Source organism: Sediminibacterium sp. GW821-FHT12F12 (genome assembly GCF_058806635.1).
In genome coordinates this window covers 90,041-102,633 of sequence record NZ_JBXAPW010000001.1, presented here as the reverse complement: position 1 = coordinate 102,633, position 12,593 = coordinate 90,041, and the positions used below count along the sequence as shown (strand labels likewise).

Annotated in this window: 7 protein-coding genes; 5 read left to right on the top strand and 2 right to left on the bottom strand. The window is 44.3% G+C overall.

What is annotated here, in order from left to right:
• The first annotated feature begins 36 nt into the window (after nucleotides 1-36).
• Nucleotides 37-2,229 carry a methionine--tRNA ligase gene (gene metG, locus AC1RNB_RS00400; RefSeq protein ID WP_493079722.1) on the top strand — a complete coding sequence of 731 codons (2,193 nt, stop codon included), beginning with the start codon at nucleotides 37-39 and terminating at the stop codon, nucleotides 2,227-2,229.
• A gap of 113 nt (nucleotides 2,230-2,342) precedes the next feature.
• Here metG and AC1RNB_RS00395 read toward each other — a convergent pair whose 3' ends face one another.
• Entirely contained in the window at nucleotides 2,343-3,035 is a 693-nt protein-coding gene (locus AC1RNB_RS00395; protein WP_493079721.1) for a gluconate 2-dehydrogenase subunit 3 family protein, read from the bottom strand.
• A gap of 114 nt (nucleotides 3,036-3,149) precedes the next feature.
• Nucleotides 3,150-4,892 (bottom strand): GMC oxidoreductase, encoded by a 1,743-nt coding sequence (locus AC1RNB_RS00390; protein ID WP_493079720.1) that lies wholly within the window; start codon nucleotides 4,890-4,892, stop codon nucleotides 3,150-3,152.
• 228 nt (nucleotides 4,893-5,120) lie between these two features.
• Here AC1RNB_RS00390 and AC1RNB_RS00385 point away from each other — a divergent pair, with 228 nt between their 5' ends.
• Genes AC1RNB_RS00385 through AC1RNB_RS00370 form a run of 4 tightly spaced genes read left to right on the top strand, consistent with a single transcriptional unit; the run spans nucleotide 5,121 to nucleotide 12,306 of the window.
• Nucleotides 5,121-5,879 carry a hypothetical protein gene (locus AC1RNB_RS00385; protein ID WP_493079718.1) on the top strand — a complete coding sequence of 253 codons (759 nt, stop codon included), beginning with the start codon at nucleotides 5,121-5,123 and terminating at the stop codon, nucleotides 5,877-5,879.
• Between the two features lie 18 nt (nucleotides 5,880-5,897).
• The gene (locus tag AC1RNB_RS00380; RefSeq protein WP_493079717.1) at nucleotides 5,898-8,699 is read left to right on the top strand and encodes a TonB-dependent receptor; all 2,802 of its coding nucleotides are present in this window, start codon (nucleotides 5,898-5,900) and stop codon (nucleotides 8,697-8,699) included.
• 9 nt (nucleotides 8,700-8,708) lie between these two features.
• Nucleotides 8,709-9,863 carry a DUF4249 domain-containing protein gene (locus AC1RNB_RS00375; RefSeq protein ID WP_493079715.1) on the top strand — a complete coding sequence of 385 codons (1,155 nt, stop codon included), beginning with the start codon at nucleotides 8,709-8,711 and terminating at the stop codon, nucleotides 9,861-9,863.
• A gap of 19 nt (nucleotides 9,864-9,882) precedes the next feature.
• Nucleotides 9,883-12,306 carry a hypothetical protein gene (locus tag AC1RNB_RS00370; protein WP_493079713.1) on the top strand — a complete coding sequence of 808 codons (2,424 nt, stop codon included), beginning with the start codon at nucleotides 9,883-9,885 and terminating at the stop codon, nucleotides 12,304-12,306.
• The last annotated feature ends 287 nt before the right edge of the window (nucleotides 12,307-12,593 follow it).

Below are 12,593 nucleotides of genomic sequence, written 5' to 3'. Positions count from 1 at the left end.
ACCTCCAAGCCTCCCAAAATTGCCTACTTACACGGATTGCTTACCTTTGCAGACTTTCCCAACAAGGAAACCACCGAAACAATGGATACACCCAAAAGATATTTAATTACTTCTGCCCTTCCCTATGCCAACGGACTGAAGCATATCGGTCACCTGGCCGGAGCCTACCTGCCAGCTGACATTTACGTACGTTACCTGAAAGCACAGAAGCGCGATGTGGTATTTGTATGTGGAAGCGATGAACACGGCACCGCCATCCCCATCCAGGCTACCAAGGAAGGAACTACGGCCCGTGCCATCATCGATAAGTATCACCCGATTATGGAGCAGAATTTCAAGGACCTGGGCATTGCGTTTGATATCTATCACCGCACCAGCGATCCCCTGCACCATGAAACGGCACAGGAGTTCTTTACCAAGCTGAACAATAACGGCGATCTGGAGATCAAAGAATCGGAACAGTATTTTGATGAACAGGCCAACAGTTTTCTGGCCGACCGCTATATTAAAGGCACTTGTCCCAATTGTAGTTTCCCGGGGGCCTATGGCGACCAGTGCGAAAACTGCGGCAAGAGTCTGAGTCCGGATGAACTGATTAACCCGGTAAGTACCCTCAGTGGTAATGCACCGGTAAAAAAATTAACCAAACACTGGTACCTGCCCCTGAACAGGCATGAAGATTTTTTACGTAACTGGATCCTGAAAGAGCATGCCCACGACTGGCGTTCTACCGTATTGGGCCAGTGTAAAAGTTGGATAGATGGCGGCCTACAACCACGTGCCGTAACCCGCGATCTGGATTGGGGTGTGAAAGTACCGCTGAAAGAAGCCGATGGCAAAGTATTGTATGTTTGGTTCGATGCTCCCATCGGATATATCAGCGCTACCAAACAATGGGCACTGAATAATGATAAAGACTGGCGCCCTTATTGGGAAGATAAGGACACCAAACTGGTGCATTTTATCGGCAAGGATAATATTGTATTTCACTGCCTGATTTTTCCGGTAATGTTGAAACTGCATGGTAATATTCTGCCTGATAATGTTCCTTCCAACGAGTTCATGAACCTGGAAGGAGATAAAATGAGCACCAGCCGTAACTGGAAAATAGAGATGCAGGATTATGTGGATGATTTCATCAACAAAGAAAATGGCGGCAGCCAGATGGCGGATGTGTTGCGGTATTACTTAACACTGATCGCACCTGAAACCAAGGATAGTGAATTTACCTGGCAGGGCTTCCAGGATGCCAATAACAGCGAACTGGTAAGCATTTTCGGTAATTATGTAAACCGTTCCTTGGTATTGATGCACAAGCTCTGTAAAGGCAAAGTGCCTCCCATACACAATGAGAGCCTCACCGAACTGGACAGAGCCACCATCGAAGAAATAGAAGGTTCCGGAAAGAAAGTAGAGAACCTGCTCGAACAATACAAGTTCCGCGATGCCCTGTTTGAAGTGATCAACCTGGCCCGTACCGGTAACCAGTACATGCAGAAAAAAGAACCCTGGATCGTTGCCAAACAAGTGGGCGATGATGGACAGGTTGTAAAAGAAGCGCAGCAGTCTATCGACAATACCATGCATATCTGTTTACAGCTCTGTGCTAATCTCGCTATTCTCATCAATCCCTTCCTGCCGTTCACGGCTAAGAAAATGTGTTACCTGATGAAAGTGGTAGATAAAATGCTGGATTGGGAAAATGCGGGTAAAATGAAATTATTAAGTGTAGGCTATTCTTTGCGTGCACCCGAATTGCTGTTCCGTAAAATAGAAGACAGCGAGATAACCTATCAATTGGAAAAATTAAAAGCAGCCGTAGTGAATCGTGAATCGTCAATGGTGAATGAAACAAGTACCGCAAAAGCGGAAGAACCCATAGCAGCAAGCAGTCCGGTAAAACCGGAGATCGTGTTTGATGATTTTGCGAAGATCGATCTGAAAGTGGGCAAGATTGTGAGTGCCGAAAAAGTGGAGAAAGCAGATAAGCTGCTGAAACTATCGGTAGACCTTGGTTTTGAAACCAGAACCATCGTATCAGGCATTGCCCTTCATTTTACGCCAGAAGAGATTGTAGGCAAACAGGTAACCGTGGTTACCAATCTGGCCCCGAGAAAAATGCGGGGAATAGAAAGTAACGGTATGATCCTGATGGCAGAAGATGCCAATGGTAAATTACACTTTATCAATCCTGAAACGGATATTAATCCGGGTGCGGGGGTAAGTTAGGCGTTGGTTAAAGTAGTTAAAAAGGTTAAAAGGGTTAAAGTAGTCAGGAGAAATCTGTTACTACTTTAACCCTTTTAACCTTTTTAACGCTTTTAACGGCCTATACTCTACCCCTACGCCTTATCAAAGCTCACACACTCTTTCAGTTCTCTTTCAGAATAGGCGTATCCATATTGTTTCAACACATCATCCGGTACACCATTCCATTGGTTGGGCGTGTTGCCCATGTAACCGAGGTCTTTTACCCCGATCTCTGATGTATAAAAACCGGTCATTACCAGGTCGCGCATTTTGCTGAAAAAAGCAACGCCCTGCTGCATACCGGGTTTAATAGTACGTTTGTTTTTGCTGATGGCCCCCTCCACTTCCGGGTAGGCAATATCTTCCACGATCTCGATCTGCTGCTTAGCATCGCTATCTTTGAAAGCTTTACCAAAACGTTTGAGGCTTTCCATATCCAGCCAGCGTAAACCACCACGCAGGGGTGTCTGGTGCTCGGGCATATCTTTCACAATAAACTCGAGAAACTCATGCACTTTGGCATCGGAAGCACTACCACTGGTAGCATCTTTGGGCAGGATGATATCTTCCAATACAATAATAGTAGCCATTTCGTGTTCCGTAAAGAACCTGGGTTCGGCCTCTATTTTTTTCAGGTAATCTTTCTCTTCCTGCATCCTATCAGCCAGCAGCACATCTGCCGATTCGGCAATGGCCTTTTTGTCACTGCTCTTACAGGCTTCTACCAATACACCGGCACCAACGGTTCCGATAAATAAGGTTTTGATCGATTTTCTTCTGTCCATAATAATCACAGATTGATATGATTTTAGTATGATTCCTTGAGCCGGATTTTTATACTTGATTTATATGATTCCGTAGAAAGCGAAATCATATAAATCAAGCATGTTCATCCGCGCTTAAATGTTTTGTTTTTTCATCTCCTCAATAATATACTCCGATGCCCGCATAGAAAGCGCCAGGATGGTCCAGGTGATATTTTTATCTGCCTGGGAAGTGAACTGGCTGCCATCAACACAGAACAGGGTTTTACAATCGTGAGCCTGGCTCCATTTATTCAGGGCAGAAGTTTTACGGTCTGCACCCATCCGAACGGTTCCGGCTTCGTGAATGATATTTCCCGGGTTATTCAGTCCCCAGTTATTCTTTTCATTATCATCTCCCCCCCAGGTAATGATCGCGCCCATATTGTGCAGGATCTCCTTAAAGGTCTCTTTCATGTGTTTGGCCTGCTTGATCTCGTACTCTGAGTGATTGGTATGGAAACGAAGTACCGGGATCCCGTATTTGTCTACCACTTTCGGATCGATCTCGCAATAGTTTTTGATATCGGCAACCGCTTCTCCCCTACCGGCCATCCCTACACCGGCACCATAGAAGAAACGGGCATCTTCTTTTAATCCCGCACCATAGCCACCGGGATCTTTGGTTTTGCCATTCACCATGTACTTACCATTTTGGTATTCCATACCCATACCAAAGCCATAGGCCGGCTGGCCCATGCCACCCCAGTATTCAATATGGTAACCTCGTGGGAAGTCTAATTTTTTGTTGTCTAACCACCAGGGCGTATACACGTGCATACCACCCACCCCATCTTCATTATAACGCTTACGACCATACAGTTGTGGCAATACACCTCCTATAGCGGCGCCGGTAGAATCGTGCAGGTATTTACCTACTACATTGCTATCATTGGCTAAACCGTTGGGGTGTCGGGTAGATTTTGAATTCAGTAACAAACGCGCTGTTTCGCAGGCACTGGCAGCGAGTATTACTACACGGCCGCTTACCTGGTATTCCATATTGTCTGTTTTGTCAACATAAGAAATACCGGTGGCCAATCCATCCGCATTGGTAATTACCTCACGCGCCATGGCATTGGTGATCACATCCACATTACCAGTAGTAACTGCCGGTTTAATCAATACAGAAGAAGAAGAGAAATCGCCATATACTTTACAGCTTCGGCCACACTGTGCACAATAAAAACAGGCACCGCGCTCCTCATTGATCTTTTTGGTGAGGATCGATAAACGCGAAGGAATCACAGGAATACCGATTCCGGTTGCCGCTTTTTTAATCATCAGCTCATGCAGCCTGGGCTTAGGTGCCGGTAAAAAAATACCATCCGGATCGTTCTCCAGTCCTTCATTAGAACCGAATACTCCGATCAGTTTATCAATCTTATCGTAATAGGGTTTTACATCTTCGTAACCAATGGGCCAGTCATCGCCCAATCCATCAATACTTCTCCGTTTAAAATCCTTCGGACCAAAACGCAGGGAGATCCTTCCCCAGTGATTGGTACGTCCGCCAATCATACGTGCCCTCCACCAGTCCCACTTGGCACTTCCTTCGGCCATGGTATACGGTTCGCCGTCAATTTCCCAGCCCCAGTAGCAGCCATCAAAATCACCAAATGGTCTGAATTTGGTACTGGCTCCGCGGCGCGGAGAATCCCAAGGATTTTTGAGTTGAGAAGAGTGTTTGGCAGGATCATAATCAGGCCCTGCTTCGATCAGACAAACTTTTAAACCCGATTTGGCCAATACATAGGCAGCCATACCACCACCTGCACCGGAACCTACGATGACTGCATCGTATTTTTTGCTTTGTTTTTTGATCTGGAGATCTCCCATATAGCAATATTGATTTTGGAATTCGTTGAGAGAATGAAAATAAGTTATTTCAGTTGTTATAGAAAAGGTTTTAGTGAAATGTCGAAAAAGTATCGGTAAAGGGTAAAAAAAATCTATTCCGGGTATTGAACCAAAGAATCACCGATAAAACAGGGCCGTTTGTCAAAAAACGGCTCTGAAATTTGTATCGGCCTGACAAAAGATTTACATTTCAAATATTATTAATTTATGATCACCACCAAAAGAGCTGCTTTTGGGATGCTGGCCACCTGTTTTTCCCTCCTGACGAAACAGTCGCTTGCACAACCAACCCCATCCGACAGCAGTACCCGTACTGCCGCGGTGGAACATGTGCGCCGGCAATACCAGCAGTTCCTATCTACCGCCGCCCCTCTTTACTCCGGGCCGCAGTATGTGGAATACGATCAACGGCTCGACCGGGGGCAGCCCTTTTTTCTATCGGCAGCTTTCCAGCAGGGCTCTATCCGCTACGATCATATCCTGTATGAGAACATCCCGTTTAAATTCGACCAGGTACAAAGCAGGCTGGTACTCACAGATGCTTCAGGCACTTTTAAATTAAGTCCATCAAACGAGAAGATCGACGAATTCACTATTGCCGGACATCTGTTTATCAAATTAGAGAAAACCCCCAATACCCCTACCTTGCCCGTCAGCGGGTTTTATGAATTGCTGCACACAAACAGTCGCTTTTCCATCCTGAAAAAAGAAAACAAAGCCATTGAAGAGGAATTGAGAAACTGGGGCGGCGGCGCTTTCAGGAATATTGTATCCTCTGTAAATTATTATCTCAAAGAAGGGAATACCTATCAACCTATTGGTAAGAAAAAGCAGCTATTAGCTTATACAAAAGATAAAAAAACGGAAATCAGACAGTTTATCCGGAAGAATAAACCCGATTTTTCAAAAGATACAGACAATGCGCTGATCAGTGTGCTGACCTATTATCAAAGCCTGACAAACTAATTTTATAAGCTCAGATACATGTTCCGCAAACAGAAACATATCCTTTTATCCTCACTGGTAGTATTACTAATGAACTGTTTATCTGTAAAAGCACAGACCGATACTTCGGGGCCGCTGGTTACGGGAGAGTTCAAACAGCTACGGGTAGAGACATTTCTGTTACAATTGGAAAAAAACACAGGCTATAGATTCTATTACAATAAAACGGATTTCGATAGCATTCTGATCGATCTTTCTGTCAAAAACCAACCACTGCACAAACTGCTGCAACTCGCTTTCAACGATACCCATCTTGTTTTTTCTGATGATGGCAACCGGCAGATCTTCATTACCAAACATATACCGATCAGTATGGCGCTGGCTGATGATCTATTTGATGATCTGCCGCCAAAAATTAAAAAACCGGTTATAACGGCCAAAAATCCTGTCCAAAAAGATGCGGTAGTTACAGAACCCAAAGCCGCCAAAGCCAATCTCGAGAACAAACTCTATATAATTGGTGACAAACCCAAAACAGCCCTAACCCCGGGTAAAGTAACCATTGCAGGTTATCTCCACGATAGTAAAACAGGAGAACCGGTAATTGGTGCTTCCATTATGCTGGAAGGAAGCAAAACAGGTGTGATCAGCGATCAGTATGGGTATTATTCCATCACGGTACCCAAGGGACGTACTATTATCAACATACAAAGCCTGGGTGCCCTTGATACGCGTCGGCAGTTAATGGTGTATGGAGAGGGACGGATGAATATTGACCTGCAGCCACAGGTAATTTCCCTGAAAAATGTCACTGTTTCTGCTGAAAGAACCAGCCTCATTAAAGGCATGCAGATGGGTGTGCAGAAAATAGATATCAAAGCCATCAAACAGGTACCCGTTGTTTTTGGAGAAGCAGATATTCTCCGCGTAGTGATGACCATGCCCGGTGTAAAAACCGTGGGCGAGGCCAGCACCGGTCTGAATGTACGCGGCGGTTCGGCAGACCAGAACCTGATCTTATTTAATGATGCTACCATTTTTAACCCTTCACATTTCTTCGGGTTATTCTCGGCTTTTAATCCTGAAGTGGTGAAAGATGTGCAATTATACAAAAGCGGCATTCCCGCCAGGTATGGCGGACGGCTTTCTTCTGTACTGGAGGTAAACAGTCGCGAAGGAAACAAGAAGACTATTACCGGCTCAGCAGGGATCGGGTTGCTCACCAGCAGGATCAACGTAGAAGGGCCCCTCGTAAAAGACAGGAGTTCCTTCATTTTCGGTGCCCGCACCACTTATGCCAACTGGCTGCTGAACCTGTTACCCAATGAATATAAAAACAGCAAAGCAGCTTTTAATGATATCAATTTCAATATCACACATGAGATAGATAAAAAGAACAGTGTCTATTTTACAGGTTACCTCAGCAACGACAGGTTTAATCTCAATAACGATACCACCTATCATTACGGCAACCGGAATATTTCACTCAAATGGAAACATGTATTCAATAACAAATGGTACATGATCAGTTCCGGGGGGTATGATGGATATTATTACGACATATCGAGTGAACGCAACCCTACCACTGCCTACAAACTTGATTTCAATATTAACCAGTATTACCTGAAAACCCATGTAAACTATTTTGCGAATGCCAGGCATACCATTGAGTTCGGAATGAATAACCTCTTGTACAAACTACGACCCGGAACATTTGCTCCATTGGGAAACAAATCGCTGATAGTACCGCAAAAAATGCAGACCGAGCAGGCGCTGGAAACGGCCTTATACCTCAGCGATAAATTCACCGTAACACCCGAGCTTTCTCTGGAAGGAGCCATTCGTTATTCCGTTTTTAATTATCTGGGGGCACAAACTGTTAACCAGTACGCGGCCGGTGTTCCCAAAACCGAAAACAACCGGGTGGGAGTTATCAATTATGGCAGTGGCAGTTTCATCAAAACCTATCACGCACCAGAGATCAGGGCTACTGCACGCTATATCATCAACCAGAATTTCTCAGTGAAAGCAGGGTTTAATACCCAGCGGCAATACATTCACATGCTTTCCAACACAGCCGCCATTGCACCTACCGATATCTGGAAGCTGAGTGATCCCAATATCAGGCCACAATCGGGCGAACAGGTATCATTGGGGATTTATCATAATTTCAAATCCAACACCATTGAAACATCCGTAGAAGTATATTACAAACGCATCAAAGATTTTCTCGACTACAAAAGTGGTGCTGTTCTTGTGCTGAATCCGCATATCGAAACAGATCTGGTAGGTACCCGCGGAAAAGCATACGGCGTAGAGTTCCTGATCAAAAAAGCAACCGGTAAATTCAATGGCTGGTTCAGCTATACTTACTCACGCACTTTGTTACAGATGAACGACAGTACACAGGGATCTCCTATCAATAAAGGAGCTTTTTACCCTGCCAACTACGATAAACCGCATGACCTTACTTTTGTGGGAAACCTCCGTATTTCGCACCGGTTCAGTATCTCGGTGAATACAACCTATAGCACCGGTCGCCCCATCACTTTGCCCATTGGTATGTTTTATTATGCCGGAGCGCAACGCACCCTTTATTCAGACAGGAACCAGTACCGGATACCTGATTATTTCCGTGCCGATTTTTCGATGAATATAGAAGGCAATCACAAAGTGCATCAGCTGTTTCATAATTCATTTACCATTGGCGTATACAACCTAACGGGAAGAAAGAATCCTTATTCCGTTTACTATACAACAGAGAATGCGGTGGTTAACGGCTATAAACTATCCATTTTCGGAACATTGATTCCTTATATCAACTATAATGTGCGGTTTTAAATGATGCGTATGAAAAAACTATTTATTGTATCACTGCTGCTGATGGCTCTTGCCTGCAGGGAAAAATACATACCACAGTTAAACGAACCCCCTACCGGTTACCTCGTAGTGGAAGGCTTCATCAACAGCGGCAATGGTCCTACCAGTATCAGCATTTCAAGAAGCACAAAAATTTCCAGTGCTGCCACTATCGTAAAAGAAACGGGGGCACTGGTACGGGTAGAGAATAAAAATAATACAACCAATTTTCCTTTAGCTGAAACAAGTGCGGGTACCTATACCCACCCACAGATCGTCCTTAATAATGCTGAACAGTATCGTGTATACATCAGAACAGCTGCCGGAAAAGAATATGTATCGGATTATTCAACTGTACGTAAAACACCCGATATTGACAGTGTTTCTTGGAATAGAGAAAACGGTGGCGTACAGATCTATGCAAACACACACGACAATACCAATAACACAAAATTTTATCAGTTTAAATACGACGAGACATGGGAATTCAGTTCCACATTCGCCACTATGCTGAAAGTGTACAATGACAGATTTGGTAATCCGCACCATGTAGGCTACCGCGATTCGAGTAATCCTGTGTACGACCCGAAAGTACTCAGGTGCTGGAAAACAAATATCCCAACCAATATTCTCATCAACACAACAGAAAAATTATCAAACGATGTAGTAGCGCTTTATCCATTAACCTACATTGAACCTGCCTCCTGGAAACTGGGGATTCTGTACAGCATCAACTTAAAACAATATGCCATCAGCCGGCAGGCATTCCGTTTTCTGGAGCAGATGCGGAAAAACACAGAACAACTGGGTTCCATTTTTGATGCCCAGCCTTCTGATAACAATGGCAACCTGCATTGCCTCAGCAACCCGGCTGAACCGGTAATTGGTTTTGTTGAGGTTTCGGAAGAAAAACAGAAGCGGATTTTTATCAGTGCAGCGCAGGTACCCGGCTGGAATTATGACAGTAAATGTTTACCGGAAGTAGTGGTTAGAAATCTTCCTGATTCTATCAAAATAAAAGCTGGAACCCCTACACGCGTTGCCATAGGAGGTATGACCGGTCTTGATTATGTTTATTTCGCCAGCGAGGTCTGTGTTGACTGTACGATAAGAGGCGTTAATGCCAAACCCATATTCTGGCCCTGAAAAATAGTATACTGTATCCATGAAACGCATTGCTGAAATAAATAGAAAACCCTGCTTCTTTTTTGTTGTGGCACTGCTGTTGGCCGTAGCAGCTAACGCACAAATCAGTACAGAAAAGCTGAGCGGGCATTTTTCACGCTACTCGGAAAAAAGTTTACAGGAAAAACTCTACATGCATGTTGACAGGGAGTTCTATCTCGCAGGTGATATTATCTGGTTTAAAATATATGTAACAGATGCATCTCTCCATCAACCATTGGCCATCAGCAAAGTAGCATATGTGGAAGTGCTGAATGAAACCAATCAATCCATACTACAGGCAAAAATATCCCTTCAGAAAGGAAGTGGAAATGGTTCTTTACAGTTACCTGTGACAATCAATTCCGGCAACTATACCATACGGGGTTATACCAACTGGATGAAAAACGCAGGGCCGGCTTATTTTTTTGAAAAAGCGATTACAATTGTCAATACACAAAAAAGCAGGGAGATATTTACTCCCACGGTAGCCTCTACCACTGCTCCTGATATCCGTTTCTTTCCGGAGGGTGGTAATCTGGTAACAGGTATCAGTTCGCGGATTGCCTGTAAAGTGCAGGGGGCTGATGGCAATGGTATTGTGTATACTGGTTTGATCGTAGATGAAAAGAACGATAGTATCACCGGCTTTCAGTCGTACCGATTCGGAATGGGGAGTTTTGATTTTACACCTGTTACCGGCCACCGCTATAAAGCAATCATCAAAACCGGATCAGCTACCTACACCCGCGACCTCCCGGAAATATTTGACCGGGGATATGTAATGCGTTTACAGGCCAATGGCAATGCAACTATCAACATTACGGCACAAACCAATCTCTCAGACACCGGCACGTTGCTACTACTCCTGCATACACGCCAGTCGTTAAAAAAAATATGGCAGGGCAAACTGCAGCAGGGTAAAGCTATATTTGCTGTAGACCCGGACTTATTGGGCGAAGGTATTTCTCATTTCACACTGTTCAATGGTGCCGGACAACCGCTCTGTGAAAGATTGTATTTTACCTACCCGAAACAAAAACTATCAATTGACCTAAAAGGGATACAACCTGCTTATAACACCCGTTCTGCAGTAGACATGCTGGTAGAAACCGCCATGCAGAACAGGAAAGAGAACAACACCGACCTATCCATATCTGTATACAGACTGGACGAGCTGCAGCAACCGGATGAAAGCAATATCCATACCTTTCTCTGGTTACAGTCAGATCTGCGCGGAACCATTGAATCACCGGCTTTTTATTTTAACGGGTCCAGAGAAGAGACCCTGCCGGCCATGGATAACCTGATGCTGACGCAAGGCTGGCGTAGATTTAAATGGGATGATATTCTCCAGGAAAGAGATCCGGTGTCCGCTTTCCCACCAGAGCTCAACGGGCATATCATTACCGGTAAAGCAGTGAGCGCCATCACCGGCAAACCACTGGAAAATATTGAAACCTATATTTCTGTTCCCGGCCTGAATACCAACTTCAAAACTTATATCAGCGATACTGCCGGAAAAATAAAATTCGATTTCAAGTACATGAAGGGTTCGTCAGAGATCATTGTACAAACCAATCCTACCGTTGATTCCCTCTCAAGAATAGAGCTCAATAATCCTTTTGCCGAACAATTTTCGAGAAATACTGCACCCCCGTTTTATCTGTCTTCAGCCAGACAAAATGCCCTGCTCGATCAAAGTATCAATGTGCAGGTTCAGAACCAGTATGCGGGCACCCAGTTAAAACATTTTCTGCCAACTGCCGATACCGCTTCTGTTTTTGAAAAACCGGATGCCGTATATATGATGGATGATTATACCCGTTTCTCCACCATCGAAGAAGTACTCCGCGAATATGTAAACCTGATGGACGTGCAGAAAATAAAAGGAAAATTCCAGCTCCAGTTATGGAATAATTTTTTCGCACCCAGGCAAGACATGGCCAATCTTCAGTTTTTTCAATCCCCTCCGCTGATACTGGTGGATGGTGTACCTGTATTTGATATTGACAGGCTGATGAGTTACGACCCCCTCAAAATGAGAAAACTGGAAGTCTATAACCGGCGCTATTTTCTCGGCAATTCCTTTTTCTCCGGCATCCTTAACTGGACCAGCTACAAAGGCGATCTCGCCAACTTTGAACTGGATCCACGTGCATTGGTGATAGACTATGAAGGTTTACAACTACAGCGCGAATTTTATTCGCCCGTCTACGATGCTGCTAACCCGGAAAAAAATTCCCACACACCTGATTTCAGAACTTTACTGTATTGGTCGCACGAAATACCTGCCGACAAGAATAATGAGCGTCATGTCCGTTTTTACACCTCCGATAAAAAGGGCAGGTATATCAGTGTGATACAAGGCCTCAGTCCACAGGGATATGGTGGTACTGCAATACAATATTTTGAAGTAAAATAATGATGCTTTTAATGAAGCATGTACCCGCTTGCTATCAGCTTACCACTCGCGGGACTAAAGTCCCGGATAAGATTCAGCGTTAGTCCTCCATCCACGCGCTGAAGCGCGTGGCAAAACAATTAATCTTGTCAATTTTACAGCTGCAATAATTATTCTGGCTGACAACCATTATATTGACTTTAATTCCATTATCAACACATAAATAATCAAGTTCATATAGCAAACCAGATGGCAATACTATCTATTAATTGCCAAATTCCGATTTGTCTAACTATTCCCATTGATAA

Bases quoted from the DNA above. Each gene is read 5' to 3' on its own strand.
- AC1RNB_RS00395 (WP_493079721.1), bottom strand. From the start codon at position 3,035: ATGGACAGAAGAAAATCGATCAAAACCTTATTTATCGGAACCGTTGGT.
- AC1RNB_RS00370 (WP_493079713.1), top strand. From the start codon at position 9,883: ATGAAACGCATTGCTGAAATAAATAGAAAACCCTGCTTCTTTTTTGTT.
- AC1RNB_RS00390 (WP_493079720.1), bottom strand. From the start codon at position 4,892: ATGGGAGATCTCCAGATCAAAAAACAAAGCAAAAAATACGATGCAGTC.
- AC1RNB_RS00385 (WP_493079718.1), top strand. From the start codon at position 5,121: ATGATCACCACCAAAAGAGCTGCTTTTGGGATGCTGGCCACCTGTTTT.
- AC1RNB_RS00380 (WP_493079717.1), top strand. From the start codon at position 5,898: ATGTTCCGCAAACAGAAACATATCCTTTTATCCTCACTGGTAGTATTA.
- AC1RNB_RS00375 (WP_493079715.1), top strand. From the start codon at position 8,709: ATGAAAAAACTATTTATTGTATCACTGCTGCTGATGGCTCTTGCCTGC.